The organism is Enterococcus casseliflavus NBRC 100478, assembly GCF_001544095.1.
GTDB classification, from domain to species: domain Bacteria; phylum Bacillota; class Bacilli; order Lactobacillales; family Enterococcaceae; genus Enterococcus_D; species Enterococcus_D casseliflavus.
Window position 1 is genome coordinate 1 of the sequence record NZ_BCPT01000021.1, and the last position, 17,293, is coordinate 17,293.

At 41.8% G+C, this 17,293-nt stretch carries 18 protein-coding genes; 2 read left to right on the forward strand and 16 right to left on the reverse strand.

The window, feature by feature from the left end:
* Positions 1-288: 288 nt before the first annotated feature.
* The 13 genes from ECA1_RS14615 to ECA1_RS14670 form a co-directional block, all read right to left on the reverse strand.
* Entirely contained in the window at positions 289-1,398 is a 1,110-nt protein-coding gene (locus ECA1_RS14615; RefSeq protein WP_060792873.1) for a GGDEF domain-containing protein, read from the reverse strand.
* Between the two features lie 4 nt (positions 1,399-1,402).
* Entirely contained in the window at positions 1,403-2,110 is a 708-nt protein-coding gene (locus tag ECA1_RS14620) for an EAL domain-containing protein (RefSeq protein WP_060792874.1), read from the reverse strand.
* A 375-nt stretch (positions 2,111-2,485) separates the two neighbouring features.
* Complete coding sequence (locus ECA1_RS14625) at positions 2,486-2,893, reverse strand: NusG domain II-containing protein (protein WP_005237322.1); 408 nt, start codon at positions 2,891-2,893, stop codon at positions 2,486-2,488.
* A 25-nt stretch (positions 2,894-2,918) separates the two neighbouring features.
* On the reverse strand, positions 2,919-3,314 hold the full coding sequence (locus ECA1_RS14630) for a hypothetical protein (protein ID WP_005225342.1): 396 nt from the start codon (positions 3,312-3,314) through the stop codon (positions 2,919-2,921).
* Between the two features lie 37 nt (positions 3,315-3,351).
* Positions 3,352-3,522 (reverse strand): 50S ribosomal protein L32, encoded by a 171-nt coding sequence (gene rpmF / locus ECA1_RS14635; RefSeq protein ID WP_060792875.1) that lies wholly within the window; start codon positions 3,520-3,522, stop codon positions 3,352-3,354.
* 29 nt (positions 3,523-3,551) lie between these two features.
* A complete protein-coding gene (locus tag ECA1_RS17505; protein ID WP_005237325.1) occupies positions 3,552-3,686 on the reverse strand; it encodes a putative metal homeostasis protein in 135 nt (44 codons plus the stop codon).
* A 15-nt stretch (positions 3,687-3,701) separates the two neighbouring features.
* Positions 3,702-3,971, reverse strand: a complete 270-nt coding sequence (gene rpsN / locus ECA1_RS14640; RefSeq protein ID WP_005225340.1) for a 30S ribosomal protein S14 — start codon at positions 3,969-3,971, stop codon at positions 3,702-3,704.
* A gap of 16 nt (positions 3,972-3,987) precedes the next feature.
* Positions 3,988-4,140 (reverse strand): 50S ribosomal protein L33, encoded by a 153-nt coding sequence (gene rpmG / locus ECA1_RS14645; RefSeq protein WP_005225339.1) that lies wholly within the window; start codon positions 4,138-4,140, stop codon positions 3,988-3,990.
* A gap of 300 nt (positions 4,141-4,440) precedes the next feature.
* Entirely contained in the window at positions 4,441-6,420 is a 1,980-nt protein-coding gene (locus ECA1_RS14650) for a S9 family peptidase (RefSeq protein ID WP_060792876.1), read from the reverse strand.
* A 90-nt stretch (positions 6,421-6,510) separates the two neighbouring features.
* Positions 6,511-7,455 (reverse strand): tocopherol cyclase family protein, encoded by a 945-nt coding sequence (locus tag ECA1_RS14655; protein WP_060792877.1) that lies wholly within the window; start codon positions 7,453-7,455, stop codon positions 6,511-6,513.
* Between the two features lie 118 nt (positions 7,456-7,573).
* Positions 7,574-8,407 carry a DUF1129 domain-containing protein gene (locus ECA1_RS14660; protein WP_060792878.1) on the reverse strand — a complete coding sequence of 278 codons (834 nt, stop codon included), beginning with the start codon at positions 8,405-8,407 and terminating at the stop codon, positions 7,574-7,576.
* 6 nt (positions 8,408-8,413) lie between these two features.
* Positions 8,414-8,731, reverse strand: a complete 318-nt coding sequence (locus ECA1_RS14665) for a PadR family transcriptional regulator (protein ID WP_008377296.1) — start codon at positions 8,729-8,731, stop codon at positions 8,414-8,416.
* A gap of 154 nt (positions 8,732-8,885) precedes the next feature.
* Positions 8,886-9,923: an NADH:flavin oxidoreductase/NADH oxidase gene (locus tag ECA1_RS14670; RefSeq protein ID WP_060792879.1), complete on the reverse strand. Its 1,038-nt coding sequence runs from the start codon at positions 9,921-9,923 to the stop codon at positions 8,886-8,888.
* A 263-nt stretch (positions 9,924-10,186) separates the two neighbouring features.
* Here ECA1_RS14670 and ECA1_RS14675 point away from each other — a divergent pair, with 263 nt between their 5' ends.
* The gene (locus tag ECA1_RS14675; RefSeq protein ID WP_060792880.1) at positions 10,187-12,328 is read left to right on the forward strand and encodes a HelD family protein; all 2,142 of its coding nucleotides are present in this window, start codon (positions 10,187-10,189) and stop codon (positions 12,326-12,328) included.
* Positions 12,329-12,488: 160 nt separating this feature from the next.
* Here ECA1_RS14675 and ECA1_RS14680 read toward each other — a convergent pair whose 3' ends face one another.
* On the reverse strand, positions 12,489-13,865 hold the full coding sequence (locus ECA1_RS14680; RefSeq protein ID WP_060792881.1) for a CHAP domain-containing protein: 1,377 nt from the start codon (positions 13,863-13,865) through the stop codon (positions 12,489-12,491).
* A 391-nt stretch (positions 13,866-14,256) separates the two neighbouring features.
* Between ECA1_RS14680 and ECA1_RS14685 the strand changes: the two genes are divergently transcribed.
* The gene (locus tag ECA1_RS14685; RefSeq protein WP_060792882.1) at positions 14,257-15,657 is read left to right on the forward strand and encodes a metallophosphoesterase; all 1,401 of its coding nucleotides are present in this window, start codon (positions 14,257-14,259) and stop codon (positions 15,655-15,657) included.
* Between the two features lie 451 nt (positions 15,658-16,108).
* On the opposite strand, the gene ECA1_RS14690 is transcribed toward ECA1_RS14685, so the two are convergent.
* Together ECA1_RS14690 and ECA1_RS14695 are read right to left on the reverse strand one after the other, a co-directional pair.
* Positions 16,109-16,462: a nuclear transport factor 2 family protein gene (locus ECA1_RS14690; RefSeq protein ID WP_060792883.1), complete on the reverse strand. Its 354-nt coding sequence runs from the start codon at positions 16,460-16,462 to the stop codon at positions 16,109-16,111.
* 496 nt (positions 16,463-16,958) lie between these two features.
* Positions 16,959-17,159, reverse strand: a complete 201-nt coding sequence (locus tag ECA1_RS14695) for a cold-shock protein (protein ID WP_005225331.1) — start codon at positions 17,157-17,159, stop codon at positions 16,959-16,961.
* Positions 17,160-17,293 lie beyond the last annotated feature (134 nt).

A 17,293-nucleotide genomic window follows, 5' to 3' on the forward strand; every position in this document is an offset into this window, starting at 1 on the left:
TCGACGGGACAATTCCAGAAACATTTCATTGGAAAAGCGGACAAAGCATCAAGTAAGAATCACTATTTATTATTGACAGTTTTTATCACTCTTGATTTAGAATAATTTACCAGAAATTATACATAGTTTCAATCTTTTTGTTGATATGCGAAGATTCTCAAGATAAATAAAAAAAGCAAAATGTATATTTTTTAAATAAATAACTTTATTTCTTTATTATTACTAACTTTTTGTGCATAAAGATTTAATTCTTTGTGAATTTGTGCAAATCATTTTTTCATTATTTTTTTACGTCTCAGGTAAGGTGCACACCCGATTTCGACCACTTTGTTTTGCGAGATAGAGTGCTTGATCGGCTCTTTCGACGGCTGCCAAGATATCGCCATGACAAACGGTGCTCGCTTCAACGCCGCAAGACAAAGACATCGTCCCTTTTTCAAAATTGGCGACAGGAAACATACTGCTGGAAATAGTTTGACACAGCGTCGTCATCGCAGCTACGGTCTTTTCTTTGACATCCCCTTCGATCACGACACAGAACTCTTCGCCGCCATAACGATAAAAGGAAAAGGTCTCGGCAAAATGCGCCTCTAAAAAAATAGTTATCCGTGTGGCAAAGGTTCTCAACAGCTCATTTCCAGCGATATGACCATAACGGTCGTTGACCTTTTTGAAGTGATCGAGATCGATCATGGCGATCGTCACAGTCTTTTTCTGTGAAACGGCTTGAAGCAGATCGTGGTTATAGGTCCCATAGTTGAAGCAGCCGGTCAATGCATCGATCTTACTATTCGCCAACTCTGCCAGTACTTGGTACTCTTCGCCTTCAATCAACCGATGCAGCCACATAAAGCCGCCCAACAGCACAAAAGAACCAACAAGTACTGCCAACATCGCTTCCCAGTCATAGGTCGTCGTATGATGGACCAACATCGAAAAACGCGGTGAGATCAGACAGGTCAAAAAATACATCAAATAAAATTGCTGTTGCGGACGCAGCGGCTTGATTTTTGATAAGAGAAAATCAAGGACAAAGACGCCGACACCTAATAGCGGTAAATAAAAGGCTTTGCCAATGTCAGAAAAACCGACAAACAGTAAATAGAAAACGACCATACACGGCGTTATCAAAATCAAGATCTTGCCACGATCACCATAGAAAAAATGACTCGCAATAAAAGCAGTTGTGTATTGATAACAGATAAACCCAACTGAATTCATTGAAAAAGAAAGAATAAAATACAAATGCGTAAACGTCAGAATACCAATAATAAAATACTTAAATGGACGAGAAACCGATATTTTTTGCACACTTCGTATAAAAACATCTGCGGTCACCAGTAAACTGGCAATCATCAGCGGCAAACCAAACGCCAAGAGCACGCCTCGTTCTAACATTCCATCACAATCGCTCTCCTTTAGACCATAAATATCCTTGTTGTAAATGAACCACCATCTCAAGCAGCTGCGCCATCTTATCGCGGGTCTCGATGCCTTCAACGATCAACTCAAGCTGATACTTTTTGGCGACCTTCAACCAACAGGTCAAGAAACTAAACCCAATCTCCTCATCGAGCTGAATAAACGGCAGTAGTGAAAATTTCAAACAATCCACATTTTCAAGATTGGCAAAGACCAATGAGAGGGTATTTTGGCCACAGCCGATGTCATCGACAGCGATCACATAGCCATAGGCTTTGATTTTTGCAAGGGCAGTAGACAAATCAAAAGAATCATGCTGACCTTTTACAGGATGCTCTGTTAATTCGATCTGCAACTGCTCTTTGTGGGCAGTCATCCCCTCAAAAAAAGTCCACGTTGACTGCCACAGCAGCTGTTGTGGATGAATATTGACACTAAAGCGGGTTTTCGGCTTTTTTTGGCACAACCGTTGCAGCTCCTGGGCATACCACCCCATCAACTGCTGATTGCCACTTTCAGATTGAATCATTGCGCTGAATTCTTGTTGCGGAAAGCGGTTGTTTTTCTCGCTGCGCAGCAAGACCTCATAGCCGTTCACCTCTTGCTGACTTAGCGATTCTACCTGCATGATTGGTTGACATAACAGATAAAAATTGTCTGTGTTTTCCCAAATTGTTTCATTTCCCATCTTCGTTAAGCCCCCATCTAGTAAAGTTATCACTTCCGAAAATTGGTCATATTCGTATCATCGCTCGTTCATAGTCCTTAGAAAAAGAAGCTTCAAAGGAACTGACTTGCCTAAGTATACCAAATAGGGCCGCAGTTCCCCAACTATTTTAGATGATTGGGGAGAATTTTTTGTGAACGATTGGACAGAGATTGTAGCTTTCACCCATAGTTCCTCTTTCTTCTGACGGTTGGAATTCTGCGCTTTTCTTGTATCAAAAACGCTGTTTCTTGCTGACTTACACGTTGGTCGATTGGCGTTTTTGACAGCTTCTTCGGCTCATCCTCATAAAAAAGCCAGCTGAACAGGAATTGTTCAGCTGGCTTCCTTTTTCTGTTAATAAATTAAATAGTCAGAGGCACCGGCTTGCTTGATCTCGATCACCAGCTTATGAGGCAGGCAAATACTCGTCTGCCCATTGCGATAGATCCAGCTGGTTTTGACAGCAATCTGGTCGGGACTATTGTCTTCACGAACTCGGATCGCGCCATCTTTGATCTCGACGATATTGTACTGACCTTCTGCTGGATAGTAGGTTTTTTCCATCGCATCGATTTCTTCTAAGTTAAAACGGTCAACCTCTTCTCCATTGATCCGCACGATTGCATACCGATCGCCGGTATCACTTTGAGCTTGTGCTTCAAATAGAAAAAGCGGTAAAAAAGAGCCGACAACTAACAGAACAAACAGCAGATAATCATAGGGCTTTAAAAGTTTTAAAAATGGCTGGATCGTCTTTTTCATCACATGTACGCCTTTCACGGTTCATTCACTGTTCCTTTTTAGAAGGTAATCGCTCTTCAAAAAAAGCAGTTAGGTCGATGATCTCTTCCTCTGTGAAGGTTTCTTGCTCCCATTGGGCAAGGATTTGTTCTTGCAAAGCCAAATCCATTTCCCAAAAATGCTCGATCTTCTTGAAATGCTTTGAGTCAAAGGAACGAAACACGGGGTAGATCATCAAAAATTCTTCAAAGGTAAGATCCCAGTCCTCAGTATAATCTTTAACGACCCCTTCTGACAAGGCTTTTTCCGTCGGATCGCCGTTTTCTTTGATCAAACCTGCTTCGTAAAAATGGCGATAGATTGCCTCTTTGGTGATCTCTGGATGAAATTTTTTACTGTGACGATAGGCTTCTTCAATCAATGACGGATAGATGATCTCCATTTTCCCCCTGCTTTCTGGAAGGCGTCATAAGACGCCGTTAATTCTTTTCGATTGGGTGCTGCGCTTTATAGTCTGCTAATGATACATGGTGGCTGCGCTTGAAGGTTCCTGTTGTCCCATCAAACGAAATCGCTGGTGCTTTGACGCCATAGTGGGTCCGGCGCTTATTCTTTTTTGCTTTTGATGTTTTTCTTGCAGGTACTGCCATGTCATTTCCAACTTTCTTTCACTTTCTCATTATGCACGCAGCTGCAATGCATTTTTCCTTTTATTTCGCTTAAATTCATGAATGATCTTTAATGCGCGTTTCCTTGTTTTGATGTTCGGGCTCTTTAAACGTCGATACGCACTAGACAAGTCCGTTTTTTCCATATTGACTCCTTTCTGTTACCAGCTTGCTTTTGTAACGCCGGGAATTTCTCCGAGATGTGCATGCTTACGGAAATTGATCCGTGACATGCCGAATTTATTCATGTAGCCGCGCGGACGACCATCGATCATATCCCGTTTTTTCAAACGAGTCGGATTCGAATCCTTCGGTAGTTTGGCCAATGCTTGGGTATCTCCTTGTGCTTTTAGTTCTTGACGTACTGCTCGGTATTGTTCGATGAGTTGTACTTGTTTGTTGTATTTTGCAATTTTTGATTTTTTTGCCATTCAGTTATTTTCCTTCCTATTTCTTGATTTCACGAAAAATCGCTCTGCGCCGCAACTTTGGTGAATATTTTTTTAATTCTAAACGTTCCGGCGTATTGCGCTGGTTCTTATTGGTCAAATAAAGTCTTTCCCCTGTCTCCACACATGCCAAAATAATATTGTTTCTCATAATAACCAGCTCCTTTCTCTTGCGTCACACCAAAAGAACACTCAAAGTGTAACGATTACGTTTTGTATCATATCACACTAAAACACAGGAAGCAAGCAAAACTATTTCTTCTTTTTTTTATTTAACACGTGAAGAAAACGTCATATGAATTTGTTTTCAACCGTCGCTGTCATTGGTGGCAAAATAACAGAAACCTATAGCTTTTGATCCCGCAAAAAAATCACCTGATTTTTAAGAAATCACTGGTTGGGCTTTTCAAGCAGCCCAAGTCGTGATTCTTTGTCAGGTGATTTCATTCGGTTAATTTACTGATTGGTTCTCATGTGATGCAAGCCATTCACTGATCGCCTGCAAGCGTTCTATCCGCAGGTTCGGCAAGCCATTGCGCGACAAACCATGAGAGGATTGAGGAAACAGCATCAGCTTCGTATCGACGCCTTGACGTTGCAATGCCATGTAAAACTGCTGTCCTTGTTCTTGCGGACATCGCAAATCATTTTCTCCATGGAGGACTAGCGTAGGTGTCTTGACTTGGCTGGCATAGGCCAAAGGCGACATCTTCCAAAGTCCTTCGGTCTCATCAAGTTCCCGCAACAATTGGAATTTGACAAAGGCAGGTCCAATGTCACTCGTCCCATAAAAGCTGATCCAATTTGAGATCGAGCGTTGCGTAACGGCCGCACAAAAACGATCGGTATGGCCAACGATCCAGTTGGTCATAAAGCCACCATAACTGCCGCCAGCCACATGGATGGTGTTCGTATCGATTTCTGGATGGTTTGCCACCACGGCATCCACCCCCAACAGCAAGTCTTGATAATCTTTATTGCCATAATCACCTAAAATCGATTTGACAAATGTTTGACCGTATCCTTGCCCGCCACGAGGGTTCACCAAGATGACCCCATAGCCATTAGCGGCATGGACTTGCATCTCATGGAAAAATGTTTCCCCATAGCAGACCTGCGGACCGCCATGAATGTACAAAATCGCTGGATGATTCTCCTTTGTTTCGGTCGGGGGCAAATACCAGCCTTGAATTTGCCAATCATCTGCTCCTTCGTACCAAAACGCTTCGGGTTTACTGATCGCTAACTGTGACATAACTGCTTGGTTGGGATCATAGAGATCGGTTACTTCACCACTTGTTAAGTCAATCAATGCTAAGCGACTAGGGATCGTTGGCGTCGCATAAGCAACAGCAAGTTTGGCTTCTGAATAGATCGCCGCATCGAGGATATCCATTTTTTCATCAAGTAGTTTGGTCCATTCTCCTTGGGTCGTGGCACGGTACAATTGTAGCTTGCCATGTTCTGTTACGGGTACAAGGAATGTGTCATCCGTCAACCAGGTGATCGCTACGCCACGATTTTTTTGTTGAAAATCACTGATGATCGCATTGCCAAAGGCAACATCTAACTCCTTGGAAAGATTTTTGACTGCTTTCGTTTTTAAGTCGATCAAAAACAAATCATCCAAGGTCACAAATCCGTAAGAGAGATCATTGCCTAATAGTAACAGCTGATCATTGCGCGCAGCAGCAAAAGTGTAGGTTCCTTCTGGCAGGATGTTTTCTAAACTTTCTGTCTTTTTCGTCTGGCTATCAAGGAGACAAACCTTCGAGCCATAGTCCCATTCATCTTCTTCCTCTTTGTCAAAGGTGAGGAACAACGTCTTCTGATCATCCGCGATGCCAGAAAAAACAAAGGGAGAATCATGCTCAAAAATCAGTTCCGTTTCTTGTGTCGCGATCGTTTTTTTGACGATCGAATGTTTTTTTTCTTTTAAAAATCCGACGCCATCCGCCAAATAATTGACTTTCGTAGTAGCTTTTACTTCTGGAAATTCCTTTTGCTTGTCCGTCTTTTCTGTGTCGTCTTGATTCTCTGAGACCGGCTCTTCTTGTGCCAGCTTATAATAGACCGCCGTTGCGTCTTGCTTCCAAAAATAGTCCCCCAGACCCTTCTCAGTGACAAGTGCTTGGGGCTTGCCTCCGGACACTGGCATCGTCCATAACGTACTTTCATCTTTCTTTGGATCGGTCGTCACAAAACTGAGCCTTTGATCATCTGGCGAGACCTTTAGGTTGTTGTGGGTCGTCGCTTCGGTGCCCCACTCACGCCGTTCGTTGGTCTTTGGGTCAATACTATAAATAGCTGAATCATACGTATTAGTCTCTTGGTTGACTGCCGTTTCCAAGTAAAAAACCTGATTTTGCCCCACTGCAGGCTGCGCAATCGTTTTCAGTTCAAACAGTGTCTCATTCGTTATTTTTTCCATCCGTTTCCCTCCAAAGATACGTGTTTTCGCAGTAACTATCTACTAGTATATCAAAAGAAACGAATTTTTCTGCTTTTTTCCCGCCTTTTTTTAATAGTGAAATCTTCGCAGATTCGCTACTTCTTCAAAACCAGCCGACGTCCCTGTCTGCCGCAAGATCTCCTGCCCATTTTCTAAAAGGGTCAAGGCAATTTCCGTACTGGCGCTTTCGCGAATGATCCGATTCATTTGCCCAATAGAAGGTGCTAACAACGAATGGCCTTCTTTCGTCAACACTTCGATCGTCAGCAGCCACTGTTTTTGTTTGAGCTGGATCACTAAACGGTCTTCCGTACGTTTGACATCATGAATCTTTGCACCATGATAAGTAGCAAAACGATATTCTTGGCTGCCGACTTGCAGAACACAAATCGTTCCCAAAAAAGCAAAACCAGCAAAGGGAATGTCGGCTGCGGAGAAAAAGAACCGTACATCTGGTGCATCAAAACTGTTGCACTGAACCCAGATATAAGCTGCTGGAAAGGAGGTACCCCAGTCTTTTTCCAAATAACCGATCCCGTTCGTAAAATCGATTGGTTCTTCGTTCCAGTACAGCGTACCTTCTAAGGTATGACTCATGCTCAAGACACCGTGGTAGCACTCCATAAATGACAGGTACGAAAAAGGCCCCATGATACTCGGCGCATAACGTGTCCGCTGAATCGGTTTGTGGTCGTTATATTTTACTGCTCCTTGTACTTGGAGATCGTTATTTTTTAAAGAAACTTGAATGCCTGCTTCACTAAAGATATTGTCACCAATCGTTACTTTTCGCTCCTCTTCTGAAACCTGAAAATCAGTTTCTGGAAAGGAGAAGTAATGCGCGCCCTCATGATTGATCACTTGAATGAACACTTCTTTGGTACCGTCTTCTTGAATCGAAAGACCTGGAATAAAAGCATAGACTTCTTCACCGATTTGGTGCTTATGGTACCAGCCTTCAAAAAAAGCGGTCTGCTTATTGTGGCCGTGAAAGAACCGATCTGTTGTCAACATCTTGATTTCCCTCCGTTTCTTTTTTAAGTGTAGCATGAAGCAGAAAGATTCCTCAGGATAATGCCTTTGTCCATGTAAAAAAGCCAGAAACAAGCAACACACTTGTTTCTGGCTTTGCTTATTGCTTTTTCATCACTCGACGGGTCCACCAGAGAAAAATAAGAAACCCTACAACGAGCAGTGTCAAAAGTCCGCCGGTCATCCACGATGGATCCCCAATGTGATAAAATGCCATGGCTTTTTGCAGGCAACCAAGCAACACAAATACCCCCAGTAGAAAAACGATCGGATAAAAAGCTTTTTCTTTGCGTGATACAACAAAAACGATCGCCGCTACCAGCAAACTGCCAACCAATACTACATCAAAAGGAAATGCGATCGTCAGGAGCCACCAGTTTTGGGTCAGCAGATTGATCAACAGTGAAAGACCAATCCAGCCACTCACAACGAGCCAAAGGGAGCCGAAACGAATCACCTTGCTTGTGCCCTTCTTTTGATAGATGGTTTTGCTGATGATCGCAAAAATCCCGATGACCGCTACCACAGTTACCAATCCTGTTAAAAGATAATCCAGCAGGTTAAGAACCAGTGGTCCTTGATTTGTAAAATCAGCTATAAACTTGATCCCCCAACTGATACCAACCGCTAAATATGCCAATTTGAGACGCTCTTTGAAATTGCTCTTTGGCGTGTTTGCCAACAGTTCATCTGCCACCCCTTTCGGATCATTACCAAAATAGTGTTGCGCCTCTTCTCCATGAGTTTGTGCTTCTAATAAATCCATTGCAATCGCGTATACCTGCTCTGTGACTTTATGCTCATCGTAAAAAAGGCTGGAAAGTAAGAGGTAGCTTCGAAAATCATCAAAAAATTGGCGATTTTTCTCATTGAATTGTTGCTCGATCAGATTGGTTTGCTCTCGCCAATAGGTCGTCTCTTGTTTATTTGCCATGTTTCCTCACTCCTTAAATAATCCTTCGACTTTCTTCATTAGGTTCGTCCATTGTTCTCTAAATTGTGCCAAATAGTCTATGCCTTTCGGGGTGATCGAGAAGTACTTGCGATCAGGTCCTTCAGGTGATTTTTTCATCTCAGAGGTAATAAGTTCTTGTTTTTCCAACTTCTGCAGCAAAGGATAGATCGTGCCGCCAACGATCGTTTCAAAGCCTCTTTGCTTCAGTTCCTGTACCAGTTCATAACCATAAATCTCTTTTTGAGCAATCACTTGCAAAACACACCCTTCCAAAACCCCTTTTAGCAATTGCGTCTCTTTCACGATTTCCCTCCTTTGGTTCCCTTTATCTAGTTTGTTATACAAACTAGTGTTGTACCTAGTATACGTGTTTGACACTAGTTTGTAAAGCATACTAGTAGAATAAAAAAATCTCCTAAGAAGATTTTTCTTCTAGGAGATTTTTTTATCAGATGAATCAACGCTTCACCCCGCGTTGATAGGAATCATTGTAAGCTTGAAAGGACTTATCGTGAAGTTTCGCCGATGCATCTGCCAACCAGTTGACATTTCTGATCAATGCGCGGCCTTGTAACACCAAATCCACTTGATTGGTTTGCAAAAGATATTCGCAAAGATCAGGATTATCCAATAAACCGACTGCTGCTACGGGAATATCGACCACTTGCTTGATAGCTGCAGCAAAGGGCACTTGATAGCCATCATAGATCGGAATATTAGGCTTTTTATCCACCACACCGCCTGTGGAACAGTCAAAACAATCAATGCCATCTGCTTGAAGCCATTGGGCCACTTGCTGCCAATCTTCCAACGAATTTTGGCGTCCTGGTTCTTCATAGTCTGTCAGTGACAAGCGCATCCACAAGGACCCAGAAAAGACTGCCCGAACTGCTTGTACCGTTTCTTTTACAAAGCGATAGCGATTCTCTAAGGAACCACCATACTGGTCGGTGCGTTGATTGACGAGAGGCGAAAGAAATTGATCCATCAAGTAGCCATGAGCCCCATGAAGTTCGATCATCGTGACACCCGTATTGGCTGCTCGTTGGGCAGCCTGAACAAAACTATCTTGCACCCGTTTGATCTCCGACAGGGTCATTTCTGACGGTAATGGGTAGCGCTCGTTAAAGGCAACGGCACTTGGTGCCAAAGGATTGGTGGCATCAACTGCTTTTCGTCCTGCATGGCTTAGTTGGATGCCTACTTGCGCATCGAACCCATGCAGCAGTTCCACCAATTTCGTCAGCTCTGTTTGCTGCTCTTCATTCCATAACCCTAGATCATTGTTTGTGATTCGTCCGTCTGGTTCAACGGCAGTCGCTTCAATAATGATCAAGCCGACTTTGCTTAATGCTCGTGCCCCGTAGTGAACAAAATGAAAAGGCTCCGCAACACCGTCTTCTTTTTTTACTTCATACATACACATCGGCGACATAACGACGCGGTTGGCCAATGCTAAATTCGCTAGCTTCACTGGTGACAATAATTTGGACATGCTGACACTCCCTCAACGATTTTTCGCTTTGTATTTTTCTCTATATTCAGTATAAACAGCCCCTTCAAAAACACAAGCAATGACCCTTTTTCTCATTTTTAAAACAAAAAAATAGACGCATTCTGCTTGCTCCCATGACATTGGAACAATCAGCTGCCTCTTCCCACTATTATTATACCGCATCCAGAGTCAAAAAAATAGACTAGTATTTTTGGTGGATACTCGTATAATTGAGATACTTTGGAGAATGGATGTGAGTCTGAATGAACGACCTAAAGGCTGAAAAGAAGCATCTCGCAGACACGTACCAGCAATTGCTGACACGAAAGACAATGCTGAGCACCTTCTTGACTGAAGGCAGAAAAAAAGATCGCCTTGCGATGCAAAGCATCGGCGAAGAGATTCGCTTAAACTTTGATAATTTTGCTGACCGTTTAGATACTTTTGCTGCCATCGAAAGTAAGAACCGTGAGATCGACCAAATGAACGCCGCTCTTCAATCTGCTGAACTTGAATTAGCTGCCATCGACCGTCTACTGGATAGTCCCTACTTTGGTAAAATCTCCCTACAGTTTGAAGATGAGGAAACAATAGAAGATTTTTACATTGGGATCAATGGTTTTGTTAATGAAAATAAGGAAGGGCTGATCTATGATTGGCGCTCCCCAATTGCCGAATTGTTCTATGCAAAACGCTTGGGCCCGGTCTCTTATCAAGTGAACAATCAGACGATTTCTGTCGCTCTTGAACATCGCCGACAATTTATTATCGAAAAAGATCAATTGAAGCAAGCCTTTGATACCTCAGTCGCGATTCAAGATGAAGTGTTACTGGCAGCCCTTGAGGCCAATAATAGCAAAAAAATGCAAGATATCACTGCTTCGATCCAACACGAACAAAACGTCATCATCCGTGACTTAGCGCATAAAAACCTACTGGTCAACGGTGTTGCTGGAAGCGGAAAAACGTCTGCTGTCATGCAGCGAATCGCCTTTTTGCTGTACCATTTTCGTGAAGAGATGACCGTAGAGAATGTCTTGATCCTCTCCCCGAACTCTCGGTTTATTGATTATATTTCGCAAGTGCTGCCTTCCCTCGGTGAAAAAAATCCATTGACGTTGACCATGCGCCAGTTTTGCCAAGCATTTCCTAGTGTTGACTTAGAATCGGAAGAGGCGTATTTTGACCGCATCCAGCAAACACCCAGTGAAGCAATCGACCTTTTGCGCAGTGCGGACTTCAGTCGCTTTCTTCAATCCTTGAGCAAACAGCTGCCAGAAGAACTTGTGCTTCAGTTTAAACCAATCAAAAGAAAAAACGTCGTCCTTTTTTCTGAAGAAACGATCGACACTTTCTTCCAAGAGACACCGAAACAGGCATCCTTGCGCGATCGCATCCAAGCAGTCAAAAAGAAATTGGCTTACGCTTGGGAGGATCGACTGCAAAAAAATGCCTTAGCAGCAAATGTTCACGACCAAGTTCGTTCTTTGACTGAAGACAAACAGCGCTCCCTATTAGGGACAGTTTTAAAGGATGATTCAGAAAAAACGATTCAAAAAGCAGCCATTCGCCTCCTGAAGAAAAAATACGCAAAAGTTTCCAAACAAATCAACGACCTTACTTGGTTTGATACGAAACGATTGTTAGCAGACAGTGCCGACTATTTTACTCATGGACAGATCACTTTCACGCAAACAACAGATAGTTTGGATTATACCGTTTGTCTATTGCTGATTCGTCATTTGCTCGCCGAAAAACAACCTGTCCCTGCGTTACGCTATCTATTTATCGATGAAGTCCAAGATTATACGCCAGCACAAATTCAGTTTCTATTATGTCTTTTTCCTATGACCGCTTTTACCCTCGTGGGGGATCAGCAACAGGCGATCTTTACAAGTGCCATCACCGTATCAGAAATCCAAACGTTGTTTCAACAACAGGCGAAATCCCTCGAAACGTATCAGCTGACTACGAGTTATCGGTCTAGCGGTGCAATCACGCGGTTATTTGCCCAAATGCTACCAAAAGAAACCAATTTAAACATCTCTGCCGTTCGACCAGAAGGAAAGTTGCCACAGTTTTATGCCAATCTGCCTGACGTTGCGTTAGTAGACATAGTAAAGGAACTTAAGCAGCCAGTAACGATCATCACCAAAGATAGTCGATCCAGTGAGGAGCTCAAACAGTTCTTCGATAAACAGGCCGTGTCATTTCATGGAACGGTTTTACCGATTCATCTTGCCAAAGGATTGGAATTTAAGCAGGTCCTCTTATATGATGTCTCAGAAGAAAATTATCATACCGATCAAGACCGGCGGATTCTCTACACGGCGATTTCTCGTGCAATGGAAGAACTGGTGGTAACTTCAAAAGGAACCTTTTCGCCGTTTCTCCCTCCTTGCTAGTAGAACGAAAAACCTCCTATTTTCTATAGAATCTTGATAAGATTTGAGAGAACCCTGTCTTGCCTCTCTGAGTAGTTCTCTTATCTGACTGATTTAGAAAGCTATCGATCAAATAAAAAAGCATCAACGCGATTGCGTTGATGCTTTGCTTTTGAATTGATTAGCGATGGATGTAAGTATATCCAGATGCGCTCATTGTTGCAGTGTTTGGTCCACCAGGACTGTCAAAGCCCATTCCGCCTTGAGAGATTGTGATGGTATTGTTTGATGGGTTGTATGATTCAACATAGGCTACGTGTCCATAAGTTGGATCAGCAGTCCATTCGCCACCAACTGATTGACCAGCGGCAAAGACTACAACGGCACCGGCTGCTGGTGTACCATTGACAGTGTATCCATCAGCTGCAGCTGACGCACCCCATTGTGCACCATTACCCCAGTAAGTACCTACCCAAGGAGCGCGGTTTTTCACGTACCAAGTACATTGACCCCAAGCATACATGTTACCTGAGCTTGAATGATCTTTTCCACCGCCAGTAGAAATACTTCCTGTAGAATTATTGTTTGATGAAGAGTTTGAATCTGAGTTACTTGAGCTTGAATTGCTTGAACCAGTGTTTGAAGAGCCTGCGTTCGATGAACTTGAGCTGTTAGAACTGCTGGTATTGCTTGAGCTTGTGTTGCTTGAAGAACTACTTGTTGCTGTTTCAGTAGAAGCTGTTGTATTCTCTGTCGTGCTTTCAGTTGATTGAGCAGCAGCTTCTTGTTGTGCTTCTTTCAAAGCAGCAGCTTGTCTTTCTTCTTCTGCTTTTTGAGCAGCAGCAGCTTCTTGTTGTTCTTTCAAGATACGTGCTTTTTCAGCTTCCGCTTCTTGTTTTTTCTTATTCAATGCATCTTTGTCTTTTTCAGCAGTCGCTTGTTCTGCTGCTAAGTTTGCTTTCAAGACATTTAAGTCAGCTTGTTTTGCTGCGATGGCATCTCTTTGTTGGCTAAGTTCTGCTTGGTTCGCAGCAACTTCTTGGATCTTGCTTTCGTTTTCTTTGACTTTGTCTTCAACATCTTGTTTGTCTTGTTTTTGTTGTTCAACTAAATCATTGTTTGCATTGACGATCGTTGTCATCGCTTGTACGCGACCGATAACATCCGTTAAAGAATCTGCTTCTAAAACAGCATCAATGAAATTGGTGCTTTGACCGTTAACTTGTACATCACGGGCTTGCTTTTGGATTGCTTCTTCACGTTTGGCAATACGCAATTTCAATGTTGCGATTTTGTCTTGCAATTTCTCAGCTTCTTGACCTAACTCAACTTGTTTCGCTTCTAATGAAGCAACTTTTGCACTCACTGTTTCAATTTCTGCTTCTAGAGAATCGATTTGTGATTGGGCGTCAGCTTGCTGACCTTTAAGAGAATTGATTTTTTGGTCTTGCTGCTCGATTTGATCATCAATGGAATCTGCAAATGCTAATGCAGGTGCTGCAACTGCTGTTAATGTTAGTGAACACACCATTAATGCTGATAACAAACTATTCTTCACTCGTTTTTCCTCCGACTAGCTGGTTGATTTGACAGATGATCTGCCTTTATAAAAACTTAATTTTGTCTAAGAAAGTTTAATGTTCGATTTAACGACAAATGAATTCTACCATAATGATATGACACACAGATAAAGGAAATGTTACAAAAATGTTTCAATCTAACACTCCCTTTATCTCAACGATAAATAACATGACAATTAAAGACCGTTAAATCAACGTTTCTGAATAAATTACCGCATTTTCTTTTCATTTTCATCATCTAAAATAAATTCAATTCATGTTATCTTTATCAAAATTAAGGCTAATTATTCAAGGATTATAACTTGATCACGATTATTTTATTAAGAAAAACTATGAAAACAAGAAATCATTCAAAAAAAGACCATTTATGTGACAAGATCCCTATTCCTTTCTATAATAAATAAAACAAGCGAGGAGGGAATCGCGATTCGTACACACAAAAAATGGTTTTGGCCATTGGCACTACTTACACTTTTTGTCACCTGTTTCCTGTTATTCTTTCAATTTCGTAAGGTGCATGAAGCCGATACTCCATTGCAACAGGCGAGCAACAGTGAGTTTTGGCTCTTAAGTGATATTCATTTTCTTTCCTCCACGCTCCATGATAACGGCGCAGCCTTTCAGACCTTCACAAAGGGAGCTGCTGGCAAAGAGATGACGTATCAAGAACAATCGATCGAGGCCTTCACCGCTCAAGCCTTAAAAGAGAAACCCACGGGAATTATTTTGACCGGTGATATGACGCTCAATGGCGAGAAAGCAAGTGCTCAAGAGTTGGCAAGATTGCTTGAACCATTGCAAGAAGCTGACATTATGGTTTTAGCATTACCTGGCAACCACGAGATTTACAATGGTTGGGCGCGAGCATTTAAAGGTGAAAAGGAATACTACGCAGATCAAATCAGTCCTGAGGATTTTCAAACGATTTTTGCTGAAGGTTACGAAAAAGCCAACAGTATCGACAAGTCTTCCCTTAGCTACAGCATTCAGTTAAACGACAAGTATCGTCTCTTTTTGCTCGATTCATGTATCTACGATTCTGAGGTTAATTGGGATGATCCTACTACGAATGGTGAGTTGAAACCGGCTACTCTAACTTGGTTGGAGGAGCAATTAACCCTGACGAAAGAAGCGGAGCAAGTACCACTGGTCTTTTTGCACCATAACTTGTTCGGTCATAATGAACTCTTACAAGACGGTTATGTTCTTGACAACGCCTCTGAGACTGTCGCTTTGTTGGAACGCTTCAACGTGCCAGCCGTTTTCTCTGGTCATATCCACATTCAAGACATTAACGAAGGGAATGATTCGCTTTATGAAGCAGTCACTGGGTCTTATTCAACGGCAGAATTAGGCTACGGCGTCCTTTCTCTTTCTGACAAGGAAATCAACTACGAAGCACGCCAGATTGATCTCGATGCTTGGGCGGCTGAAACGAAGCAAACTGATGAACAGTTGCTGAACTATCAAAACTACCAGAAAAGTATTTTTGAAAAAGACACCGACCAACTGGTCCGTGACCAATTGTCCGCAGTGTCTGAACTGTCAGATGCCCAGATGACAAAACTTTGTACGTTTGTCACGAAGCTGAACACTGCCCTTTTTACTGGCAATGATACTTACTCAGCCGAAGAAAAAGCTGCTATCAAAGACTCCAAGGAGTATCAGTGGTTAGCGACCTATTCTTACTTTTTGAAGCAATATGTCGATTCAATGCTGGACGATCAAACCGATGATCGCAAGCTGACGATCCCCCTCACAGCAGAATAAAGCCAAAAAGTGTCTTCTTCCTTTCTTTTAGGAAAAAGACACTTTTTCTTTTCTAATGAACGATAGCCCTCTCGTTTGGGTAAACGAGAAGGCTATCTGACGAGTCAATATTTATTCTTTGAAAGTGCAGCATACTATTACTACTATTATTTATTTCTCATTTAAACGATACAATCCCTAACCTCTATTGTATCCTTGTAACTCTGAAGTTACGCCAGGTTTGAATAAATTTCTTCAAAACAAGTAACGTGTGGTACAAAAATATTTGTCGCTTATCAATAACTATACCACGCAACTAGGCGCCGACGGAAGTAAACTAACTTATTCTTAATCATTACTTAAAACAAAAGGTATTGTTTTCAAACAGTGTTGCTCCTTTAAGAATTTTACGTGAAGCGATTAACCTTCCTGTCATGCATATCTGCTAACCATTCCTATAAGGGAATTCCTTTTATTCAATAGGCAAGTCGTGCTGTTTTAAGAAAGATAATTTATCCCAGTAGCCTCTTTGAAATAAAATTTTATCATTTACTATTTGAAAAAAACCGCAACCTCTCAAACCTAAGGGGTCACGCCACTCTAAAATTGCCCATTGTCCATCTTCGAAAATGTTCTCAACGATACAAACCATTTTTGCGTTAGAAAAATCTTGCTCAAACATCTGCTTGATCGCTTGTTTCCCAACAACTGGCTCATTAGCAACCTGGTGGTTTATTGCATTCTCATCATATAATTCTGAAATACATTCTACATCTGCCTGATTAAACGCATCAACCCATTGGCAAAGTATTTCTTTTGGCTTCATATAAATCTCCCTCGAAATGTAATCATCTTTGTTCCCATCTCCAATAAAAAAAGCAGCTAATTTGTACCAATATATTCTACTTTTACAATTCATTCAAGACAATATCGATGAAACGAATAAGAAATATCGATCTTTCACATCGATTACTCTTGTATAAGTACGGGGTACCATATATTGAATCGTAGCATGTTTCGCTTTAATGGTAGCAACGCCACTAAACCTATTCAACCACTTTATTAATTTATTGAATACGGTATACAGCCCCTCTTTCTTTTTATACGCTTATCATCGAATGAGAAATCATAGGTAAGTAAACCGCAACGCTTAGGGCTAGTTGAATAGTGAAATCAAAGATGTACTATTTACCATGTCAGGTCCTCAAAACCTGCAACTATTCTCTTGTAGCAGATCATCAAAACCCTATCCATTTCAATAATTATGTAAATTAAAGCAAAAAAAAGCGAGAACCCAATGGATTCTCGCTTGTTAACGTCAATTAACCTTTAACGATGTTTGTTGCTTGTAAGCCACGTTGGCCTTCTTCAACGTCGAAAGTCACTGCTTGACCTTCTTCTAAAGTTTTGAAGCCGTCGCCTTGGATAGCTGAGAAGTGAGCAAATACATCATTGCCGTCTTCACCTGTAATAAATCCAAAACCTTTATCTGCATTAAACCATTTTACTGTACCGTTATTCATAAACGTATACCTCCATATTACACATCGACTGTGTTTATTTGTTTGTAATAGAAAATGATGTGTAATTGAAGTGTGTATCAATAGAAAAGATAAACAAGTATTAACATATCAGAACTTTACCTATTCATCATAGC

Bases quoted from the DNA above. Each gene is read 5' to 3' on its own strand.
- ECA1_RS14690 (WP_060792883.1), bottom strand. From the start codon at position 16,462: ATGAAGCCAAAAGAAATACTTTGCCAATGGGTTGATGCGTTTAATCAG.
- ECA1_RS14625 (WP_005237322.1), bottom strand. From the start codon at position 2,893: ATGAAAAAGACGATCCAGCCATTTTTAAAACTTTTAAAGCCCTATGAT.
- ECA1_RS14620 (WP_060792874.1), bottom strand. From the start codon at position 2,110: ATGGGAAATGAAACAATTTGGGAAAACACAGACAATTTTTATCTGTTA.
- rpmG (WP_005225339.1), bottom strand. From the start codon at position 4,140: ATGAGAAACAATATTATTTTGGCATGTGTGGAGACAGGGGAAAGACTT.
- ECA1_RS14650 (WP_060792876.1), bottom strand. From the start codon at position 6,420: ATGGAAAAAATAACGAATGAGACACTGTTTGAACTGAAAACGATTGCG.
- rpmF (WP_060792875.1), bottom strand. From the start codon at position 3,522: ATGGCAGTACCTGCAAGAAAAACATCAAAAGCAAAAAAGAATAAGCGC.
- ECA1_RS14670 (WP_060792879.1), bottom strand. From the start codon at position 9,923: ATGTCCAAATTATTGTCACCAGTGAAGCTAGCGAATTTAGCATTGGCC.
- ECA1_RS14660 (WP_060792878.1), bottom strand. From the start codon at position 8,407: ATGGCAAATAAACAAGAGACGACCTATTGGCGAGAGCAAACCAATCTG.
- ECA1_RS14695 (WP_005225331.1), bottom strand. From the start codon at position 17,159: ATGAATAACGGTACAGTAAAATGGTTTAATGCAGATAAAGGTTTTGGA.
- rpsN (WP_005225340.1), bottom strand. From the start codon at position 3,971: ATGGCAAAAAAATCAAAAATTGCAAAATACAACAAACAAGTACAACTC.
- ECA1_RS14655 (WP_060792877.1), bottom strand. From the start codon at position 7,455: ATGTTGACAACAGATCGGTTCTTTCACGGCCACAATAAGCAGACCGCT.
- ECA1_RS14675 (WP_060792880.1), top strand. From the start codon at position 10,187: ATGAACGACCTAAAGGCTGAAAAGAAGCATCTCGCAGACACGTACCAG.
- ECA1_RS14630 (WP_005225342.1), bottom strand. From the start codon at position 3,314: ATGGAGATCATCTATCCGTCATTGATTGAAGAAGCCTATCGTCACAGT.
- ECA1_RS14615 (WP_060792873.1), bottom strand. From the start codon at position 1,398: ATGTTAGAACGAGGCGTGCTCTTGGCGTTTGGTTTGCCGCTGATGATT.
- ECA1_RS17505 (WP_005237325.1), bottom strand. From the start codon at position 3,686: ATGGAAAAAACGGACTTGTCTAGTGCGTATCGACGTTTAAAGAGCCCG.